This window comes from Streptomyces sp. CA-106110 (assembly GCF_050936285.1).
Taxonomy (GTDB): Bacteria; Actinomycetota; Actinomycetes; order Streptomycetales; family Streptomycetaceae; genus Streptomyces.
This window is the reverse complement of record NZ_JBNJNB010000001.1, coordinates 11,112,938-11,132,796: the sequence shown is the minus strand read 5'-3', so window position 1 is coordinate 11,132,796 and position 19,859 is coordinate 11,112,938. Positions and strand designations below refer to the sequence as shown.

Genomic DNA, 19,859 nt, shown 5'->3' with positions numbered 1-19,859 from the left:
CCTTGCCCACCGTCAGGCATTCACACTGCCGACAACGTGACAACGCCCGTTGAGGGCATCCAGACCGCGTTCATGGACTGACTCCTGAATCGCCGGCGGGCGAAGCATGCTGCCGATGTGCTCGGCCCGCGGGATCCCGCGGGCCGAGCACATCGGTGGCGGTCACGCGTCCTGGGTCTTGATGTAGTCGGGCTGATCCTTGTCGTCCAGCGAGAAGCCCTGGTTGGCATCGGCGGCCCGAGCGCGCGCAGGCTCGCTGGCAACGGAAGTCACCGAGCCGAACAACTCCTTGCGCTCGGCGACGGCGCGTGCGGTCATCTCGTCGGAGGTGCCGAGACCGACTGCCTCGCGGGCCAGTTCGGTGATCGAGCCGCCGGGGTCGGTCGAGATGCGCTGCATCGTCAGCAGCTTGATGAGGAACAACGGCGTGCCCTGGAACCTCTCGAACGACCTGAAGCGTCCGGCCCAGTCGCTGAGGAACCGGTCCTGGACGAACTTGAAGAGCCGCACCTTGTCGTGCGCGCTCAACGTCGTGCCGTGGAACATCTCCAGAAGCCTGGTGCCGATTCCGGGAACCTCGAAATCCTTCTCGCTCGGCGACAACACCGCTGAGCGGCCGCACATCTCCACGAGCTTCTCCGTCAGCCGGCCCACGTTCTCGAGGTAGTGCGCGCGGCCGAAGTCGTAGAAGATGTTGTTCGGCTTGCACAGCCCCCTGGGCGTCACGAACGCGGTCGCCTCCGAAGCGATGCTGAAGGCGCGCAGCGTCTCGTGGAAGCGGACGAGGTCGGCGAGGTCGGATCCCACGACGGGGTGTTGAGCCGTTCCGGTTGACTGTGCGATGAGGACCGCCAGTCCGGTCATGAGCTCCGCGTTGACGATCATGTGGTGCAGGGTGTCGGCGTGCTCGAAATCGAACGTACGCTGCGCATACAACCTGGAGTGATCGACGTTGCCCAGGTGGTAGATGTGCTCCCACGGGATGAGGACGTCATCGAAGTACGTCATGGAGTCGAGCTCGTCGCCGAGGCTTGACAGCGGCCGCTCGAAGGCGAACTCGGCGGGCGTGGCGTTGGAACGGCGTCCCACGTGCGTGACCTTCGGGTGGTTCACGGGGACGCTCGCCCAGATGATGTGCTCCGGTTCTGTCCCGGGCTTCACGATGTTGCCGAGCAGAATCGTGTCGGCAAATATGACCGAGGTGGAGACCCCCTTCCAGCCTTCGACCACGATGCCTTCGTCATTGCGCTCCTTGACGCGGAGCATCGGGTTGCGCGCGGCCGCCTCGGGGTCCGAGCGGTCGCGCTGCACGTCGTTCAGCAGGGGGACCGTCCAGAGGTCCGCGTCCCGGTTGGCCTCGAAGTCCGCGACGATGTTGCGGGCGAGGTCGACGGTCGCGGGCGTGTCCTTGGACAGCTCAGCCCAAGGGGCGGTGTCGTCCACGAGGGCGTACCAGTTGCCGTTGTTGCTCTGGGGGAGGCGGCCGAACGCGCCGCCGCCAAAGCTGCGGATCACCTGGTTGGCGTAGTCGCGCCGGCGTTCGAGGTCGTGCTGGTTTCGCGGATACAGCCAGCCGATCGGGCGTCGCGTACCGTTCTCGTCGACGAAGGTCAGGGAGTCCTGGTTCTCGGGCTCGTGATGCAGGTCATAGAAGCGCGCGGCTTGCGCGGCGTAGCCACGGGTCAGAGGATGCGTTGTCACATCCTCGATGCGCTCACCGTCGATGATGACGTTGCGCCCGTCACGCAGATTTTCCAGGTACTCCGAACCGGTCCTCATGGTCATGCCTCCAGTTCTCCAGGGACGCGGCTCATCGTCGCGGTCACGGCGTTAACCGCCTGCGAAGAGGGTGTTAGCTTGGCGTTTAACCCCGATCGTGCATGAGGGTTCGTCAGCTCGCTGACGGACCCTTTCTGCTCGTCGGGAGCGGAGATATCTGTTTGTGGGCAGGTTGATGGCCTACGCCAACGCGCTGCGCTGCCGGCCACCCCGGCCTGGGGACAGGCGGCATCGGGACGATCGACCCGTCGATGGCGATCTGGTCCAAGGCTGGACCGACCATACGGTCGGAGGGCTCCAGAGCGATGCGCTGTCCCAGAGGGCTTCGGTCAGCCATGGTGACAGGGCAGGCACAGGCCTCCCGGTGATCACAGAGCGTCGCAACTCCATGATCTACAGACCCTGTGCCTGTGTTCTACTACCGAGGTATCCCATCGCGCCTATCTGCGCGAACCCTTATCGGCGCAGTTGGGCGACAAGCCGGCGAACCTCGTCGGACGGCGCGACGCCGAGCTCCCTCATCCGTGCGACGTACCGCCGATAAAGCGCCAACGCTTCGTCATCGCTGCCGCTGGCATACTCAAGCTGGATCGCGAGCTGCCAGGCCTGCTCTCGGTAGGGATCGTCGCGGAGCACGTAATCGACCAGACCCTTCGCCTCACGAAGGCGGTTCAATCGATAGGCCAACTTGGCTGCGTCGACTCTGGCCGACAGTAGGATCCCGGTCAGAGCCACGCGACGCTCCGCGACCCATTTGCCTGACATTGTTGCCAGAAAAGTGCCCCTCTCTGCGCCCCTGAGGGCGTGCAGGAGCGTCTGGAGTCGCACCTCTCCGTCTTGCCTTCCGGCTTGCGCGACGATGTCAACAGCTCGCTGGGCCGAGCCCATCGCCAGCTCCGGGCCGACCAAACTGAAGACATCCCCATCCTGCGACGGTCCAAGGTCTGCGGGGAGCGCCTGGCGGAGCCGGAAGAGGGCTTGGCGCAGGTAGCTTCGGCTGGCAGCATCGTTGCGGCCGCCGAAGAGCGCGCCGAGAAGCTCATCGCGTGTGGCCCTCCGGTCAGGGCTTCCGAGTAGATAACTGAGCAGCTCCACACTCTTCGTCAGACGGGGCTGGACCACCTTTCCGTCGACCGTGAGGGTCGGCTCTCCGAACTCTTCGAGGACAAGACGTGGCGCACTCACATTCACGCGCACGGGGTGCTGGCCCGAGAGCACGTCGAGGACCTCGTGACAATGCGACATGCGACTGGACTTGGTGTCCGCCGCCCTGGACGCAACCGATGGCATGTCCGCCAACGCCGTCAGCAGCAAGTGCTGAGTCCCGTGGGCCGAGGCAGAGACGAAGGCCAGCTCCGCCGTGGCGTCGGACTCATCCTCGAGGCCGAGCCGCCATTGCGCCTCGGCCAGGTACACCGCAGCCGTCGGGAGCTCGAGCTGGCGGTCTCCTTTCTGCATACTCAGCAGGCATGCCGTGAGATGCTCCTGCGCCTCAGCATCTCTGCCTTGCAGCAGCATGGAAAGACCCGTCCAAAGCTGCCACCCCTCGCGCGTCAGGGCATAGTCCGAGACACCGTTTGCAGCCGCCGCCGCCAGCACGCGGTCGGCACGTTGCCTGTTGCCTTCGAGGCGCAGCCACAGCTTGGCTTCAGCGAGAAGGCTCATGTTCTGGAACACCTTCGAGCCTGTTGACGCAATGAGGTCCCGCCCCCGCTTGAGCAAGGCCCAGGCTTCTTCTCCGCGGCCGAGGTCCAGCATGAGATCGACGGCGTCGACGGCATGCAACCAGACCGGCTGCGACGAACTGCGACGAGGCTCGTACATGGCCATCGCTGCGTCCAAGCGCCCCGTGGCGCGCAGTGCGGCAACGACCCAGGGACCCCCGAGGACAGTGCGCCACGGGTCGAACGAGCCTGGGTCGTCGAGTCCGTCAAGGCGACCGCGGACGAAGGCCAGGCGCATCAGCAAACCGTCGACCGGGCCGGAGGGCATCGTTGAGTATTCCGGGAAGGGTGGCGGCTCCTCGCCGGTTGCGCCCGCGATCAGCGTGTCGGCGATGCGCCGGTTCCGACCAGGTGGCAGCTGGTCGCCGATGATTCGGGCCTCGGCGATCCGTCCTGAGTGCCAAAGGCACCAACAAGCCAGGACGCGCGCCTCCTCGGAGTCGGGAGCCCCCGGCTCTGGAAGCCAGTCATAGCCGTGCCGATCGATGAACTCGACTCCGCGACCCCATTGCTCCAGTGCAAAGGCAACGCGCAAGACGACGGATCCGATCTCCGGAGTCGGGGTCCGGACCGATGCACCCAGTGCATCGAGCCAACGTGCCGCCGGGGCGAAGTCCATCCGCGCAACCAGGCTTGGGAGGGCGGCGGCGGCCAACCGCCCAGCCGCCTCCACATCGCCGAGCCGAAGCAGCTCGTCGACGGCTTCCTCGCGCGCGCCGTTGGCGATCAGGACTTCTGCGTATCTGCGACGCACCTCGCCGACCGTCTTGGCGTCCTCCCGCTCGAGAGCCACCTGTAGGAAGTCCCGGAACATGGGATGGGGTGTCATGCGCGAACCATCGGCGGACCACGTCACCGGAAGATATCGGCCCCGGAGGTCGGCCATGATGTGCGCTGCATTCTCCTGGCCCAGTGCTCGGGCTCCGTCGACCGATATCTCGTGCAACGGACTTGTATGAAGCAGGAACCTTCGTTCAGCCAGGGAAAGGGAGTTGAATATGTTGGCGGCGACGTACGAGTGCAGTGAATCGGGATCCAGCTCATGAGACCGGGCGTGGCGCCACCCCTTGAACAAGACGCCGGTTATCCATCCCCCTGTCGCGGCTACTGCCTGCGCGGGATCGACGTCGACGTCACCGACTGTTCGAAGGGCCGCGCTCGCCTCCTGGACGTCGAAGGCAAGGTCGGTCTCGACCAGCTCGCCGACCCGGTCGCGCTCGCTGGTCGAGCCCCAGTCGAGCTGGACGTCGACGCGCGAGATCAGTATGAGGTTCGCGTCGGACGGCAGGTAGCGGGCGAAGGAGGACAGCACCGCGGTGCAGCTCTCGTCGGAAGCGATTCGCTCCACGTTGTCGCAGACCACGATGAGCCGACTGCCCTGAAGGCTCTCGGCAAGCAATCCGGCTGCCTCGCCGATCTGAAGGCTGCTGCTCAGAGCATCCGAGGCGACATCCGCCGCACTGGAGACTATGTCCTCGACAGCCGCCTCGATATAGACGAGCAGACGCCCCGCCGCCCGCTCCGTCCCGTCGAGCGACACCCAGGCAACAGGCCTGTCGAGGTCGCGAACAGCCTGAACCACCGCGGTTGTCTTGCCGGCACCGGCGGTGGCAAAGACTTTCACCACCGTGTGGCGGTCGAGCAGCTCGTGTATGCGTTGGCTGAGCCTCTGGCGGTGGACTACCTCTTTCGCAGGCTCGGGCATTGCGAGTTTGCGTCTGATGATCGTGCGGTGGTGGCGACCTGGTGTCTTCGGCGCGCTCGATCGACCGGGCTCGGAATCAACCATCGGAGCAACTTCGAGGATGTCCGGAGGAGCAGACACCTCTCCCGGCATCCCAGGCCATGTGTTCCGACATCGCCCTACCTCCGCGCTTCTTGGTGCTCCTCGGGACCTTACGTGAAGCGCCTCGGGTTCGGTAGAGACTGGAACATTCGAGTCATGGCACGACCCTCGTGCTACCCCGCTTGAGCCATCGCCGTGGGGTGGGCATGGTTGCCGGCGTCCTCGGCGACTACCGGAACGAGTCCCCCGGGTGGAAGGGCGGTCGCCCAGAAGCTCGGGACGGCACCGAACACGGCGCCAGATCGCCCCTTCCATCTAACTACGCCCACAAGAAACGCCTGGGGCCCCCGTCCGCCCGTGCAGCGCACGCACGTGCGGGGGTAGGCCGCCGGTAGCCGATCGGCTTGCCTCTTCGGCCCAGCGGACCGAACTCATCGAATGTCCGAATCCCCAGAAGGTGATCCTGCCGCGGGCGCGGCCGATGCCGATCACCCGTCCATGGACGCGCGCAGGCAGGCGGCTGCGTGTGCATCGACCAGCGAGTGACTGGCCGACGAGCTCGGCCCGGCCGATGGTGGCCGTCTCCACCGACCACAAGATCGGCTCGGCCCGTCCAAACCCTCAGGAGTCGAAGGACCCCCTCCTGACCAGCGACGATGGCAAGGAGCTGGCTCAGCCTGGAGAACTTCCCGGCCACAGCACCGGCGGGGCATCGCTCCTACGTCGACGGACTCGTGGCCAAAGCGTGCGGCCGACCACCCCGCGAGCGCGCAGCGACCCTGCCTTTGCCGGGCGCGGCGCTACGCAGGGAGGCCGAGTCGCTCGCACAGCTCCGCCGCACCGATGCCGTACGTCTCGCGGATCGCGACGCCGTCAGGGCCGAGATCGAACACTCCGTAGTCGCTGTAGACCTGCCTCACGCACTGGATGCCGGTGAGCGGATAGGTGCACTCGGGCACCAGCTTGGGCGCGCCGGACTTGGTGAAGAGCGTCATCATCACGAAGACCTGCTTGGCGCCGATGGCCAGATCCATCGCCCCGCCGACGGCCGGGATGGCGCCCGGCTCTCCGGTGTGCCAGTTGGCCAGGCTGCCGTCGTACGCCACCTGGTAGGCACCGAGCACGCACACGTCGAGATGGCCTCCGCGCATCATCGCGAAGCTGTCGGCGTGGTGGAAGTAGGAGCAGCCCGGCGTCTCGATCACCGGCACTTTGCCGGCATTGGTGAGGTCGGGGTCGACCTCGGTGCCGTGGGCTGCGCGGCCCATGCCGAGCATGCCGTTCTCGGTGTGCAAGACAATACCCGCGTCGGCGGGCAGGTGGTCGGCGATCTTGGTCGGCCGGCCGATTCCGAGGTTCACATACGCGCCGGCCGGGATGTCACGGGCGATGACGGCGGCGAGCTCATCCATCGACAGGGGGTGGTCGGCCGCCATGGGCGCTTCGACCATATGGCTGGTGCTCATCGTGCTCCCTCGACGGTGTAGTGGCGGGCCTCGACCTGGACAACCCGGTCGACATAGATGCTCGGCGTGATGATCGCCTCGGGGTCTAGGAACCCGGTCGGGACGATCTCGCCGACCTGCACGATCGTCGTCGTGGCGGCGGTGGCCATGACCGGGCCAAAGTTGCGGGCCGTCTTGCGGTAGACCAGGTTGCCCATCCCGTCGCATTGATGGGCGCTGATGAGCGCGTAGTCTCCCTTGATCGGATACTCGAGCACGTACGTACGCCCGTCGATCTCGCGGGTCTCCTTGCCTTCGGCCAGCGGCGTGCCGACCGCCGTCGGGGAGAAGAAGGCGCCGATGCCGGCGCCGGCCGCGCGCATCCTCTCGGCCAGGCTCCCCTGCGGGACGACCTCGAGTGCGATCCTGCCCGCGTGGTACAGCTCATCGAAGACGTAGGAGTCGACCTGCCGCGGGAACGAGCAGATCACCTTACGGACCCGCCCCGCCTTGAGCAGTGCGGCCAAGCCGACCTCGCCATTGCCGGCGTTGTTGGAGACGATCGTGAGGTCCTGCGCGCCCTGCCGGATGAGCGCGTCGATGAGGTCGAACGGCATCCCCGCCAGGCCGAAGCCGCCGACCAGGACTGTCGAGCCGTCCTGGATCCCGGCGACGGCCTCGTCACACGACTCGAGCATCCGGGTCTTGCTCACCTTCCGACCTCCGTGTTCTCCAGCACGACGGCGAGCCCCTGCCCGACACCGATGCAGATCGCTGCGACGCCATACCGCTCATTGCGCTCGCGCAGCACCTTCGCCAGCGTGCCCACGATCCGGCCACCCGAGGCACCCAGCGGGTGGCCGATCGCGATGGCGCCGCCCTTGGCGTTGACGATCTCCGGGTCGATCTTCCAGGCGTCGACGCAGGCGATGGACTGCACCGCGAACGCCTCGTTGAGTTCGACAGCGCCGACCTGATCCCAGGCGATGCCGGCGCGAGCGAGAGCTCGGTTGGCCGCCTCCACCGGGGCGTAGCCGAACATCTGCGGCTCCAGCGCCATCGCGCCACGGCCCACGATCCGCGCGACCGGGTCCGAACCGATCACGTCGGCCGCACCCTCCGAGCCGAGCAGGAGCGCCGAGGCACCGTCGTTGAGCGGCGAGGCGTTCCCGGCGGTGATGGAGCCGTCGTCGCGGAAGGCCGGTTTCAGCCCTGCCAGAACCTCCACCGTCGACGTCGGTCGGATGCCTTCGTCTCGGGCCAGGTCGGTGCCCGCGACAGGCGTCACCAGGCCGTCGTAGAAGCCCGCCTCCCACGCTTCGTACGCCAGACGGTGCGAGCGGGCCGCGAACTCGTCCTGACGCTCCCGCGAGATCCCGAACCGCTCCGCGAGTTGCTCGTTGCACTCGCCCAGGCTCACCGTCCACTCCGCCGGCATCTTCGGGTTGACCAGCCGCCAGCCCAGCGTCGTCGACACCGCCGTAAGGTCCCCTGCCGGGAAGCCCCTGGCGGGCTTGGGCAGCACCCAGGGCGCCCTGGTCATCGACTCGACACCGCCGACCAGCACCACTTCGGCATCGCCGGTCTCGATCGCGCGCGAGGCGATCATCGCCGCGTCCAGTGACGAGCCACAGAGACGGTTCACGGTCGTACCCGGCACCGACACGGGCAGGCCAGCCAGCAAAGCGGCCATCCGGCCCACGTTGCGGTTCTCCTCGCCCGCACCGTTCGCGTTGCCCCACACGACGTCGTCTATCGCGGCGGGCTCCAGCTTCGGGGCTTGGGCGAGCACCGCCGTGATGGCGGAAGCTGCCAGGTCATCCGGCCGTACTGCGGCCAGGGCACCGTTGAAGCGACCGAAGGGGGTCCGCGTCGCGGCGTATACGAAGGCGCTCATGTCACCGAAGTTAATACGGCTGCCTAATATTCTGAAATACACATATCCCCGCTGATTAAGATGGTGCACATATGGATCTCCGGCACCTCCGGTACTTCGTCGCTGTCGCCGAGGAGCGTCACTTCGGCCGCGCCGCGGAGCGGCTGCACATAGCGCAACCGCCGCTGTCCCAGCAGATCCGCCAGCTCGAGGCCGAGCTCGGCGTGGACCTGCTTCATCGCACCACCCGGCGTGTCGACCTCACCGCGGCCGGCCGCGCCTACCTCAAGCGCGCACGGGCGATCCTCGCCGAGGTCGATGACGCCGCCCGCCTGGCTCGCCGAGTCGCGGCCGGTGCCGTCGGGCATCTCACCATCGGCTGCGTCGGCTCGGCGACATACAGCCTGTTGCCGGCGCTCTCGCGCCGACTGTCGCTGGAGCTACCGGGGGTCGACTTCTCCTTCCGTGGCGAGATGTTGGCTCCGGACCAGGTGGAGGCATTGCGCACCGGCGCCATTGACGTCGCCCTGTTGCGACCACCCGTCGCCGATCTCTCGCTCACTGTCCGAACACTGCGCCACGACCGGCTCGTGGTCGCCGTGCCGGCCGACCATCCGCTCGCAAAACGGTCCCGGCTCCGTGCCCACGATCTGGCCGACGCCGATCTGATCATGCACTCGGCCGACCGCCGATCGGTGATGTACGGCGTTGTGCTGCGCCTGCTTCACGACGCCGGCGTAGAGCCGCACATCCGCCACGAGGTCGGCGAGACGTCCACCCTGATCACCCTGGTCGCCGGCGGCCTGGGCCTCGCGGTGGTGCCGGAACCTGCGACCGCACTGACGCTCGAAGGGGTGGTCTACCTGCCCCTGACAGGTCCCACCGCCCGCGTCGAACTCGCCGTGGCCCATCGCGCGGATCGTTCCGAACCGCACCTGGCTCGGACCGTCGAGGTCATCGAGGCGACGGTCTAGACCCAGCCGCCTGCACGACGCAGGCGGCCGGATCCTCAAGCTCACTGCCACCCACGGCGGTGATCTAGACCCAATGCCGTGTAGATAGGCGGCTGGGCTGGGTGTCAAGGTCCTGGTGCGGTCAGGATGTCGATGCTGATGGTGGCCTTGTAGCTGGTCCGGTCGATGGTGCCTTTGGCGTTGTACTTGGAGATCGCGCGTTTGACGACGCGGGGCCGGGTGCGGATGCGTCGGTCGGGCATGAGGTCGGCCAGGACGTGGCGGCCGATGGCCCCGACGAGGTCGACGACCGTGTCGGCGATGACGCCCGCGGCCTGGATGACCAGGTCGCGGGCGGTGTTCAGGGCGGTGGTGAAGCTGGCCCGGTCGGGGTCGATGCCGGGCCGGGCGGCGGTGGCGTCGGCCATGGCCAGGCGCAGGGCCTGGTAGGTGACCAGCAGGGCGTAGAGCTCTTGGGAGACACCGTCCGGGGTGCGGGCGCGCAGGACACGGCCGCCCAGGGTGGTGGACTTGATCTCCAGATACGCGGTCTCGATCTCCCAGCGCTGGTGGTACAGGGTGATCAGTTCGGCGGCGGGGTGGGTCCTGTGGTCGGTCAGTGTGGTGACGAGGCGGTAGAGGCCGGTGCTGCGTCCCGTGGCCGTGGTGATGGTGATCTCGCAGTCGATGACCCGCACGGGGACGGCGCCGATTGCCGAAAGGTAGGAGCCGTCACCGCAGCGGCCCAGGACGGGCAGCCGACGGCCGTTCTTCACACGGGTCAGCACGTGCGCGCCGGTTCTGGCCATGGCGGTCACCAGCGCTTGGGCGGCGAAGTTCCGGTCCAGCAGCACGATCATGCCCTTGCGCAGGCTGCGGAGCAGGCGCGGCGCGTACGTCGTCTCGCCGTCAGTGGTTGGTCCGAACACCGCGTCGATGACCGTGCGGGTGCCGCAGGACACCAGCACCAGGAGTCGCAACGCTGGATATCCCGCACCACCGTTGTTGCAGCGGTGTTTGGTGTATTCGGTCAGATTCGCCGGGCTGTCGGGCACCGCCATGGTGGTGCCGTCGATCGCGCAGACCAGCAGCCCGCGCCACCACACGCCGGTGGTGGCGATGCCGGCGGCCGGTCCACGCAGCAGGTCGAACAGCCATCGCAGCGGCTCGGCCCCCACCCGCCTGCGGGCCTGTGCCAGCGCACCACCGGTCGGGTCCGCAACCGTCAGCCCTTCCAGTCCCGCCGTCAACCGCTGCCACACCTGCCGCCAGCCCAGCCCGGGGAACAGACACCCTGCCAGCAGCAGATACACCACCACCCGGGACGGCAGGTCCCGCACCCGCTCCTGCACCCTGCCCGTCTGCGTCAACGCCTCGTCGACCATCTCGAACGGGATGATCCGGGTCAACTCGCCCAGATGGCCGGGCGTGAACGCCCCGGCGGCAACAACAACTTCACGAGAAATGACAGACTGGGTACCCAACGGAGCTCCCGCCGAACAGTGATCTTGGTCGACACGGTTCTAGCAGGAGCTCCGTCCCGTTTCAGGCCACTTGGCACACAGGCCCCACGCGCTATCTACACGGGATTGGATCTAGACCTATTGCCCTGCGAGGTAGGGGACGCGGCCGGCGGGTGGTCGGCCGTTCAGCGGGGTGTGTCCGCGGTGGTGATGGTAGGTATGCAAACCGGCAACGGCCTTCCGAACTGCCCCCTCCAGAGGGGAAATGCCGGGGGCGCCGCCGCCCCGGTGGCGGTGTCAGACGCACCCCGTGCGAATTCTACCGGTGGTAGAATCCCCGTATGAGCAAGCCGACGAGCATCAAGACCACGGAGGCCGTGCGCGATCGGCTGCGCATTCTCGCGGCGGAGCGCGGCACGACGATCACAGAACTGCTGGAGGAGCTCGCCGCAGGCGAACTCACCGAGGCCGAGCGGGCAGAACGCGCCGCTGAAGCTGCGCGGGAACTCGGGATCGACTACACCCCACAGGTCCGGGACGCAGGCCAGTCCGCCTGGGAGAAGATCCGCGCGCACCAGGGCGGCGCTGCTGCGTGAGTCTGACAGCCGTCTTGGATCACACCGCCCTGATCGCCCTGTACCGGGCAGACCACTTCTTCACCGGCCTGTACATCGAAGCCTCACGGGGCACCGGGCGCGTCCTCGTTCCGTCGCTGTCCATACTGGCCGCCGAGCGCCAGACCCCTGGTTCCGGGACACATGCCGCAACGCTCCGCTTCGCCGAGCAAGTGCCGTTCACCTCGAACCATGCCCTGGATGCCATGGCCTGGCCGGACGCCGAGTGGCCGGTAGCCCACCCTGCAGCAATCGCCTGGCAAGGCGCCAAAGCGGGTGACCCCGTCACCGTCCTGTCACTCGATCCTCAGCTGTATGCGGGCACCGGAATCATTCCGCTGAATCCCAAAGAGTAACGCCGAGCGGATACCGCCAGTGGGACTGCTGGAGCAGCCCGGCACTCACGTGATCTCACTACCCGGGCTTGAAGCGGACCCCGTCCGGGCCGCCCGGACCGTCGCGAACCTGGCCGGACGTGATGACGCCCCAGCCCGCCTCCTACTCGGCCACGACGCCGTCCAGTACGCCGGCGCCGCCGCCCAGGCACTCGCCGAGTCCGACGAGAAGCGGCGCCCGGTCTCCGAGTCCGTCTGGGACTGACCACTCCCCACACCGGTCGGTCCGCTGCCCACCCGCAATCTCCGATTACCGTGTGCCGCCTGTCGGCTGGGGTGGTGTCGGAGAGCCGTCGTCCTGAGCTCGCCTGGCGGCGAGTTCGGCCAGCGCGGGCGGCAGCCGGGTGGATTCGTCGATGCGGGCGTCCGCGAGTTGTTCCTCGGTGAGTCCGTCACAGTTCCGGAGGTCGGCTCCGGTGAGGTCGGCTCCCTTCAGAACCGCTCCTGAGACTCCCGCGCCGCGCAGGTCTGCCCGGTGAAGCAGGGCGCCGTCGAGGCGGGCTCCGTGGAGGGCGGCCTGTCTGAGGTCCGCGAAGTTGAGAACAGCGCCTTGGAGGCGACTGCCGCGCAGGTCGGCACTGCGCAGGTCCGCGTGGGTGAGGAACACCCGGTCAAGGCGCGGTGCGCCATCGAACTCGAAGCCGCGCAGGAACAGTCCGCACAGAGCGGCGTCGCCGAGGTCGATTCTGCGTGGCTCGTGGCGCTCCGGACGGCGAGCGAGCACATCCACCGCGGCCTGGACATCGGGCGATGGCTGCGTTCCCTGCGGGAGCGACGGTCGGCCGGCATTCCGGGTTTCCGGCAGTGTCAGGTCAGCTGCGGGTGCCGGATCGGGGCGCGTGCGGTGCCGTACGAACGCGGCCAGGACGCTCACGACAGCCGCATGCTCATGAGGCGACTCGGACAGCACATGTTCAAGGCCGTACACCCCGCCCAGGCGCAGTTCCATCGTGTCCGAGGCCAGGTGCTGGATGGCCGTGCGGAACCGCTCCGTCACCTGGCCCCGCCGGGAGAGCAAGTAGGTGCGCGCCGTGTAGAAAAGACCGACGAAGACGGTTGCCCCCGTCACCGTGGCAAGCACGGTCTGCCGGACCGCATTCACCGCGTCGGCCCGCTCTTTGCCCCGCAGCGAGCTCACGGTGTCGCCCGCCACCAGCCAGGAAACCGGCCCAAGCACCAGCAGTACGGCGCCCAGGACACCCACCACGACAATCCCGCCCCTGGCCACCCGCCGCCACCGGCGCCACCACACTCGCCAGCGGGCCCTCCGAGCCCCTTCAGCGCTCAAGCTTCCCCCACCGCCATCAGCAGACCGCGAACTCGTAGCTTACGGATATTCTCTCCGCGCCAAACCCGGCGGCTCTGCGCGCTGACCCAAGCTCGCCCGTACGCGACAACCACGGGAGCAGAGCCGTAGCCGACTACGGACCGATGGCCGGCCAAGTGCCGACGTCACAACCGTCAGCCATCGGAACTACTCGCCTGGGGCACGGCCGACGATTCCGTCAATCGGCGGTCAGTCTCTTTGAAGGCTCCCCTCCCTGAAGGGAGGGGATTCTCCACCCTCCAGGGTTGAGCGGGGATGTACGGCTCAGGCTGCCACCGGAGCCAGCGGCTCAGGTGGTCTTACGCCCTCGACACCGTCCGGGTTCCAACCTGCCCGGACCAGCATCACGCGGGCGGAGTTCTTGTCCCTGGGGGACACGGCTCCGCACACGGTGCAGGCATACGTTCTCATCGAGAGAGGGAGTGCGTGCTTGGTTCTCGCCCCGCACGTTGCGCAGTCCATCGTGGTGTGCGCCGGGTGCACCAGACGGACGTCCCGTGCGTGCTTGCGGCCCATCTCGATCAGGGCACGCTTCGTCGCCGCGATGGCCGCGTCGGCCGCCTTGCGGGCCATGGTGGTCTTCGCGAGGAACTTCGGGCGGAAGTCCTCCACCGCCACTCCGTCATGATCGCGCATGACGGCCTTGGCCCACTTGCGGCCGGTGTCCTCTCGCTGCCGCGCGATCTTCCTGTGCAGCTTCGCTGCCTGTGCCTGCGCCTTCCGGTAGCCGGTGGATGCACGCTGTCCTTTCGGTCGCCGGCGCCGGGCCATCATCCGCTGGTACTTCGTGAGCCGCTGAGCGGACCGCTTGCCGTGTTCGGCATGCGGAAGGTCGTAGGCGTCGTCGGTGGTGGTCGCGGTCTCCTTCACACCCCAGTCCACGCCCAGGACGTGGCCGGTCTCCACAAGCGGCTCGACCTGGGCCGGGGCGACGAAGGAGGCGTACCAATGTCCGAGCGTGTCCTGGTACACGCGCACGCTCGACGGGTCGGCCGGAAGGTCCCGCGACCACACCACGCTCAGCACGATCTGGCCCGCAAGGTGCAGGCGGCCCTCCTTGAGGCGGAAGCCGCGCCGGGTGTAGTTCAGGCTCGGCCTGGCCTCCCGCTTGCGCTTGAAGCGGGGCATCCCGGCCCGGCGGTGCTGCGCAAGCCCGTCCTTGATGTCCTTCAGCGCCTTCGCCCGCGACTTGGCGAACTCCCGGATCACCTGCTGCTGCGGCACGCTCGCGCCCTCAGCCAGCCACGCTGTCACCCCGCGGGCGTCGGTCAGCATCCTGTCCAGCTGCGCCGGACCACACGTCAACTTCTCGCCGCCCGCTCTGCTCTGCGCGTGGGCCTGCCGGGACTTGGCCACGCATTCGTTCCAGAGCCACCGGCAGCGATCCCACTCGGCTTCGAGTGCGCGCCGGGCTGTCTTCGACAGGCGTACACGGAAGGTGTACCGGGCATGCCCGGTGTCCTTCGTGGTCGCTTCTGTCGTCATGCATCCGAACCTACCTGGGAGGACTGACAGTTGAGAGTTCTTGACCGTTGTGGGCGGCATCACGGCCGTGCGGGGTGGACGCCGGATCGCCCTGACGGCGATCCGGCTGTCCCTGCCCTGCTCCGCAGGAGTCCGATTCCTCCCCGGCCTGAAGGCCGGGGCATCCTCGGAGAAAGCCGGTGAAGGACGGGAACTCAGACGGCATCTGCGCACAACTGCGGCTCAGTAAGATCCACCGCATGCCCTGGATACGACGGCGTGCGCGCCAAGCCCAGCCGCCTGAGGACCGCCTGCCCGACCTTGAGTTCCTCGCCCTCGTGAAAGCAAGCCTTGAGGAGTGCGCCCCCGGCGTGACACGGGGCACCGAACTCAAGGGCAATTCGCTGAGCAGCCCACGCGGATGGGCAGTGGGCATGGCTCTGCCCGGCCATGGAGGCGACCACCATTACGACCTCGTCGCACTGCCGGACGTAAGTATCCAGCCGGATGTGCCTTGCTTCATGGACTGCGTCGTGGCGATGTCCGGCGATCCCCGCAAAGCGGCCGACGCATGGGTGCAAACCGCGGGCGCGTGCATGCTTGAACTTCTCGACCCGCGCGGGCACTTCGCGGACCACGCGGACCCCGATCACGAACGTGGCGTTCCCGGCTGGCACTCGATCATCTCCGGCGCAGTCGGCTTCGGACTCGACGCCGCCGAGAACCGGCGCTTGCAGACTGCTCTCCTCGATGCGAACGTGCTCCATCGCATCGCAGGCACCTTCACCGCGGATCTGGAATCGCCGTTCTTCAACGGGGTCAAGGTCTTCTACGGCGGGCGCCCTGGCGCGATGGAGGTTGAGATCCGAGTCAACGGGGAGCGCCACGAAACCGCCTCGGCCGCGATGGCGACGCTGAACCTGCCCGAGCCCACAGTGTTCACGGCTGTTCGCTACTACGCACTGTTGCTCCCGGTGCCGACTGACGGCGGAGAGCCGCCCCACCCTCCCCGTCCGCCCGCCTAGCCCTTCAGTTGGAGATCAGCGGCCCCGCTGTAGTTCCTCGGTCATCGTGTGGGGGTAACTGCCTTGTATGAAGGCGGAGTTACTGGACATTATGCCGGAGATCACCGATCGGGAGCGGGCCGAGGAGTTCTCCGATCAGTTGGAGAACCTGCTGGTGGAGGTTGGCGGGATCTTCCCGCGGGCGGATCTGCGGATGCGGGCCGCGCGGTGCATCCGCGGCCTGCTCTCCCCGGTGTCACGCAAGAATGGCTGGCAGCTTGCCGAGTACGGCGGCGACGCCGAGCCGTGGGGGCAGCAGCATCTGCTGGACCGCTCGGTCTGGGACGTCGATGCGCTGCGGGACTTCACCCGACGCTACGTCATCGATGGCCTGGACGACGGCGGGAGGGGAGCTGGGCCCGGCGGAGCGGGGGTTTTGGTGGTCGACGAGACCGGCTTCGCCAAGAAGGGCCGGGCCTCGGTCGGGGTGGCCAGGCAGTACTCCGGCACGCTCGGCGGGGTCTTCCCGTGCCAGATCGGGGTGATGGCCGCCTGGGCCACCGGACGCGGGCAGGCACTGATCGACCGGGAGATCTACCAGCCCCGGGAATGGACCGAGGACCGGGCCCGCTGCCGCGCCGCACACGTCCCCGACACCGTCGGTTTCGCCACCAAGCCCCGCCTGGCCGAGCAGATGATCGCCCGTACGCTGCCCAACCTTCCCGAGGACCGGGTGTGGGTGGCCGCCGATGAGGTCTATGGACGCGACGGCGCCTTCCGCGTCTTCCTGGAGGAGCACCATCTGCCCTACGCGGTGAACGTGCAGGCCAACCACACGGTGCTGCCCCGTCCCGGCTGGCGGCACGCCGCGAGGCTGGTGGAGCGGCACGCCGCCGAGGACGACTGGGTCACCCTGCCGGCCGGCCCCTCCCAGCTCGACTCCCGCGTCTGGCAGTGGTGGGTACGCCCTATCCCCGACCCTGAGGCGGAGACCGGCGACGGGGCGTGGGCGCGGTGGTTCATCGCCCGGCGACGGCCGCAGACCCCCACCGGGCGCGACTACTACCTGGCCTGGGGCCCGCCCGAGACCACCGTGGAAGAGCTGGTCTGTGTACCCGGGGCCCGCTGGCGAGTGGAGGAAGCGATCAAGCTCGCGAAGTCGGCCGCCGGGATGGCCGATTACGAGGTGCGTTCCTTCCACGGCTGGTACCGGCACATCACCCTGGCCCAGCTGGCCGCGGCCTTCCTGGCTGTCCAGGCCGCGGCCGCCACCCGCGACGAGGAGCCCGCCCCCGGCCCCGACCGCGTCGCGGAGATCCTGCACGCCAGCTTGGACACGCCTCCCGGCCACACAGGGGGACCTCGCCGATCCCACCAGCCCTACCGGCACCGCCGCTATCGCGTTCACGGCGTATGAAATCGCCCGACTGCTGTGGGTGATGGCACCCCAGCCCACCCCGGCCGAGCGGATCCGCCACGGCCTGCACTGGTCCTGGTGGCGACGCTGCCACCAGGCCGTCGCCCGCGCCTGTCACAGGCGGCGCAACCGTGCCCGCGAAGCCGAACACCCCACGGCACGGCCGCCACCCACCGGTCCTCAAACTACAGCGGGGCCGCTGATCTCCAACTGAAGGGTCAATCACGGCAGCTGTAGATAGCTGCTGCTGAGCTTTCTGATCATGGTGTGGTGTCGGCGTACGCGTGCCAACGGCGGTGGCAGAGGCGGGCGCGGTGTTGATGGCGGCGGCGCCAGGTGGACCACCACAGCAGGTGTTCGGGGCCTCGTCGGGATGGCGGAAGGATCAAGGCCCGTAGCAGGCGGAGAAGTTCGTGGCTGCTGAGGGGGACGAGGTCGGCCTCGGCAGGATCGTTCCGGCCGGTCTGGGCGGCACGTTCGAGGGCAGCGGCGACGGCCAGGAAGGCGTAGGCGACCAGGGCGATCACGCTCCAGCGGTGCCAGGAGTTCCAGCAGGTGACCTGGCCTTTGTCGAGGTGGCAGACCTCCTTCGCATCCTGGAAGTCGTCCTCTACCCGCCACCTGCGGCACACCAGTGACACCAGTCTTGCCAGCGTCACCGGCCCGGGGGCGAAGCAGCGGTAGTAGGACACGGTGCGGGTATAGCGGTGCCGGCGGACCAGCAATACGGACGTCCCCGCGTCGCGGTCGTGTCCGTCGGGGGTGTCGTCGGCAGTGACCTCGATCATCGCCCAGTCGTAGTCGCGTATGCCCTTCTGCCCCGCGCCGGTCCGCATCCGCTGCCAGGCCCGCTTCGGCAGCCGGCTAGCGGCCTGGGTCACGCTCAGCTTCGCGGCCGGGGTGGTGACCTGGTGGTTGGAGCGCACTGCCACGACGTAGCCCAGGCCCAGCTCGCGGCAGGTGGTACGCAGCTCCCGCCCTCCGTAGACCTCGTCACCCAGGAAGAAGGATGCAGATATGCCCTGCTGACCGGCGGCGCGGAGCATGTGGGCCGCGAGTTGCGGCTTGCTTGCAAAGCACAGCTCGTCGGGAACACCGGTCAGTTCACGACGCTCCTCGTCGCCGGCCCACTCCCTGGTGAAGTACAGGCGCCGGTCGATCAGGCAGTGCCCGGCGGCCGTGGCGAAGGTGAGGTGCACCGCGACCTGGCACAGAGCCACGCCGCCGACCGAGCCGGAGTACTGGCGGGCCGCGGCCACCGCGTCGGTCGAGGACTTCGCGTCCCCCGTCTCATCCGCGATCAGGACCCCGTCGCCGTCGTCGAGCAGGTCCACGGCCCAGTCCGCCGTCCGCTCGAGCACCGCTTGTTCGTCCCATACCGCGCGGGACAGCAGATGGTGCAGGCGGTGCGGGCCCCGCTCACCGATCGCTTCGGCCAGGCTCCAGCAGTTGACGTCCTCGAGCTCCATCAGCATGCCCCTAGTCATCCGCGCGAACGTCTCCCTGCTCTCGGAGCGGGCGAAGCAGTCGGACAACGAGGCCAACAAGGCCCCGAACGCGGCCTCGTGGCCCTCATGGTCTACCGTGGCCGAAGCGGCCGTCTCGTCCTGATGTTGCGTCACACCACGTCATGATCGAGGCGGCCGTCCTCACGCCCACACCCACCCCTGTCACCCCGCTGACCAGCCGCGATGAATACCAGGCAGAGCTATCTACAGCTGCCGTGTCAATGCGGGGACCAAGATCCAGTGTCATTCGCAGGAGGACGGCACCTTCAAGTCCGACTACAGCACCCTCGGCGCAGGCTGCACCCTCGGAGTCGGCGCCCTTGTGCATTACAGCGTGACAATGGGTGACGGCGTCGTGCTGGCGCCCGACTCCTTCCTCATGAAAGGCGAAGAAGTCCCCTCGCGCGCACGCTGGGGTGGAAACCCCGCAGCTCAGATGCCGGATACTCCCGGGGAGACCCGCGGCATCGGCCCGGCACTGGCAGTAGCTACGTCCTCGGCGGGCGGCGCCGCGACGGAGAATTGAGGAAGGCCGCACCATGGGATCGCACGCATAGCGGGACGTGCGTCTTGGGCGGTGTGCTGGCCGCCGGCCGATTAACTGCGGTTCCCCGGTGGGTGCGGGAGCCGGTGGTAGGCGTGTTCGAGTCCGTGGCGGCGGTGCCTGACGCCGTGGCGGCCAAGGTGCGTGGCCGGCACATGATCTGGGAGCGCGGGTGAGCCCGGGACTGCTGGCGATGCACGCCGCGGTGACGGCTTGTCCGCCCCGGATCCGGGGGCAGCGCCGGAGGGGCGTCCTGCTCTGTCTCGCCGGCAGGCATGGGGCGCGTCCTGGCCTGTTGTGACGTGCAGCGGGACGGTGATGATCCAGGCGTCGTAGATGTGCTGCAACCACCGCCCTGCTTCTGGCCCTGCTCGTCCGGGACCGGGCTGGAGATCACCCGATGACAGACGATCAAGTTGAGTGATCACGGCCGACGACAGGGTCACTCACGCCGAACCACCGCCAGGTCACCCCACTCGACCTGCGAAGTCAGGACGGAAGATCCTCTTCCAGGCTCATGACGTGCTCCCTCTTGACAATCTATTCAGTCATCAAGAACT

Annotated in this window: 15 protein-coding genes and 1 pseudogene; 7 read left to right on the top strand and 9 right to left on the bottom strand. The window is 67.9% G+C overall.

Going from position 1 to position 19,859, the window contains the following annotated elements; genetic code table 11:
- Positions 1 to 162 precede the first annotated feature (162 nt).
- The 5 genes from ACQEXA_RS51330 to ACQEXA_RS51310 all read right to left on the bottom strand — a co-directional run bounded on the left by ACQEXA_RS51330 (position 163) and on the right by ACQEXA_RS51310 (position 8,631).
- Entirely contained in the window at positions 163 to 1,785 is a 1,623-nt protein-coding gene (locus ACQEXA_RS51330; RefSeq protein WP_432922845.1) for a 4-hydroxyphenylacetate 3-hydroxylase N-terminal domain-containing protein, read from the bottom strand.
- Between the two features lie 450 nt (positions 1,786 to 2,235).
- Complete coding sequence (locus ACQEXA_RS51325) at positions 2,236 to 5,292, bottom strand: BTAD domain-containing putative transcriptional regulator (protein ID WP_432922848.1); 3,057 nt, start codon at positions 5,290 to 5,292, stop codon at positions 2,236 to 2,238.
- A gap of 797 nt (positions 5,293 to 6,089) precedes the next feature.
- Entirely contained in the window at positions 6,090 to 6,755 is a 666-nt protein-coding gene (locus tag ACQEXA_RS51320; protein WP_432922851.1) for a CoA-transferase, read from the bottom strand.
- Positions 6,752 to 7,432 carry a 3-oxoacid CoA-transferase subunit A gene (locus ACQEXA_RS51315; protein WP_432938838.1) on the bottom strand — a complete coding sequence of 227 codons (681 nt, stop codon included), beginning with the start codon at positions 7,430 to 7,432 and terminating at the stop codon, positions 6,752 to 6,754. The genes ACQEXA_RS51320 and ACQEXA_RS51315 overlap by 4 nt, the downstream gene beginning before the upstream one ends.
- An 11-nt stretch (positions 7,433 to 7,443) precedes the next feature.
- Positions 7,444 to 8,631 (bottom strand): thiolase family protein, encoded by a 1,188-nt coding sequence (locus ACQEXA_RS51310; protein ID WP_433134791.1) that lies wholly within the window; start codon positions 8,629 to 8,631, stop codon positions 7,444 to 7,446.
- A gap of 71 nt (positions 8,632 to 8,702) precedes the next feature.
- Between ACQEXA_RS51310 and ACQEXA_RS51305 the strand changes: the two genes are divergently transcribed.
- Complete coding sequence (locus ACQEXA_RS51305) at positions 8,703 to 9,584, top strand: LysR substrate-binding domain-containing protein (RefSeq protein ID WP_433133474.1); 882 nt, start codon at positions 8,703 to 8,705, stop codon at positions 9,582 to 9,584.
- 104 nt (positions 9,585 to 9,688) lie between these two features.
- On the opposite strand, the gene ACQEXA_RS51300 is transcribed toward ACQEXA_RS51305, so the two are convergent.
- Positions 9,689 to 11,047, bottom strand: a complete 1,359-nt coding sequence (locus tag ACQEXA_RS51300) for an IS4 family transposase (RefSeq protein ID WP_433133472.1) — start codon at positions 11,045 to 11,047, stop codon at positions 9,689 to 9,691.
- A 320-nt stretch (positions 11,048 to 11,367) separates the two neighbouring features.
- On the opposite strand from ACQEXA_RS51300, the gene ACQEXA_RS51295 reads away from it, so the two are divergent.
- From ACQEXA_RS51295 to ACQEXA_RS51285, 3 genes are read left to right on the top strand one after another with little or no spacing between them, the layout of a single operon-like run.
- Positions 11,368 to 11,622 (top strand): hypothetical protein, encoded by a 255-nt coding sequence (locus ACQEXA_RS51295; protein ID WP_432922860.1) that lies wholly within the window; start codon positions 11,368 to 11,370, stop codon positions 11,620 to 11,622.
- Positions 11,619 to 11,996 (top strand): PIN domain-containing protein, encoded by a 378-nt coding sequence (locus ACQEXA_RS51290; RefSeq protein ID WP_432922863.1) that lies wholly within the window; start codon positions 11,619 to 11,621, stop codon positions 11,994 to 11,996. Before ACQEXA_RS51295 ends, ACQEXA_RS51290 begins: the two co-directional genes overlap by 4 nt.
- A gap of 19 nt (positions 11,997 to 12,015) precedes the next feature.
- Positions 12,016 to 12,240 carry a hypothetical protein gene (locus ACQEXA_RS51285; RefSeq protein ID WP_433133470.1) on the top strand — a complete coding sequence of 75 codons (225 nt, stop codon included), beginning with the start codon at positions 12,016 to 12,018 and terminating at the stop codon, positions 12,238 to 12,240.
- A gap of 45 nt (positions 12,241 to 12,285) precedes the next feature.
- Here ACQEXA_RS51285 and ACQEXA_RS51280 read toward each other — a convergent pair whose 3' ends face one another.
- On the bottom strand, positions 12,286 to 13,242 hold the full coding sequence (locus tag ACQEXA_RS51280) for a pentapeptide repeat-containing protein (protein WP_433133468.1): 957 nt from the start codon (positions 13,240 to 13,242) through the stop codon (positions 12,286 to 12,288).
- A gap of 384 nt (positions 13,243 to 13,626) precedes the next feature.
- Positions 13,627 to 14,847, bottom strand: a complete 1,221-nt coding sequence (locus ACQEXA_RS51275) for an RNA-guided endonuclease InsQ/TnpB family protein (protein WP_433133466.1) — start codon at positions 14,845 to 14,847, stop codon at positions 13,627 to 13,629.
- Between the two features lie 179 nt (positions 14,848 to 15,026).
- Between ACQEXA_RS51275 and ACQEXA_RS51270 the strand changes: the two genes are divergently transcribed.
- Together ACQEXA_RS51270 and ACQEXA_RS51265 are read left to right on the top strand one after the other, a co-directional pair.
- The gene (locus tag ACQEXA_RS51270; RefSeq protein ID WP_433133464.1) at positions 15,027 to 15,851 is read left to right on the top strand and encodes a DUF6348 family protein; all 825 of its coding nucleotides are present in this window, start codon (positions 15,027 to 15,029) and stop codon (positions 15,849 to 15,851) included.
- Positions 15,852 to 15,918: 67 nt separating this feature from the next.
- Positions 15,919 to 17,247: an IS701 family transposase gene (locus ACQEXA_RS51265; RefSeq protein WP_432933157.1), complete on the top strand. Its 1,329-nt coding sequence runs from the start codon at positions 15,919 to 15,921 to the stop codon at positions 17,245 to 17,247.
- A 260-nt stretch (positions 17,248 to 17,507) separates the two neighbouring features.
- Here the strand turns inward: ACQEXA_RS51265 and ACQEXA_RS51260 are convergent, their stop codons facing one another.
- A complete protein-coding gene (locus ACQEXA_RS51260) occupies positions 17,508 to 18,869 on the bottom strand; it encodes an IS701 family transposase (protein WP_433133462.1) in 1,362 nt (453 codons plus the stop codon).
- Positions 18,870 to 18,966: 97 nt separating this feature from the next.
- Here ACQEXA_RS51260 and ACQEXA_RS51255 point away from each other — a divergent pair.
- Positions 18,967 to 19,243, top strand: a pseudogene (locus ACQEXA_RS51255) (Pls/PosA family non-ribosomal peptide synthetase); the annotation flags it as partial.
- Positions 19,244 to 19,859 lie beyond the last annotated feature (616 nt).

Coding starts and splice junctions, on each gene's coding strand:
- ACQEXA_RS51305 (WP_433133474.1), top strand. CDS start 8,703: ATGGATCTCCGGCACCTCCGGTACTTCGTCGCTGTCGCCGAGGAGCGT.
- ACQEXA_RS51310 (WP_433134791.1), bottom strand. CDS start 8,631: ATGAGCGCCTTCGTATACGCCGCGACGCGGACCCCCTTCGGTCGCTTC.
- ACQEXA_RS51295 (WP_432922860.1), top strand. CDS start 11,368: ATGAGCAAGCCGACGAGCATCAAGACCACGGAGGCCGTGCGCGATCGG.
- ACQEXA_RS51275 (WP_433133466.1), bottom strand. CDS start 14,847: ATGACGACAGAAGCGACCACGAAGGACACCGGGCATGCCCGGTACACC.
- ACQEXA_RS51315 (WP_432938838.1), bottom strand. CDS start 7,432: ATGCTCGAGTCGTGTGACGAGGCCGTCGCCGGGATCCAGGACGGCTCG.
- ACQEXA_RS51330 (WP_432922845.1), bottom strand. CDS start 1,785: ATGACCATGAGGACCGGTTCGGAGTACCTGGAAAATCTGCGTGACGGG.
- ACQEXA_RS51320 (WP_432922851.1), bottom strand. CDS start 6,755: ATGAGCACCAGCCATATGGTCGAAGCGCCCATGGCGGCCGACCACCCC.
- ACQEXA_RS51265 (WP_432933157.1), top strand. CDS start 15,919: ATGAAGGCGGAGTTACTGGACATTATGCCGGAGATCACCGATCGGGAG.
- ACQEXA_RS51325 (WP_432922848.1), bottom strand. CDS start 5,292: ATGGTTGATTCCGAGCCCGGTCGATCGAGCGCGCCGAAGACACCAGGT.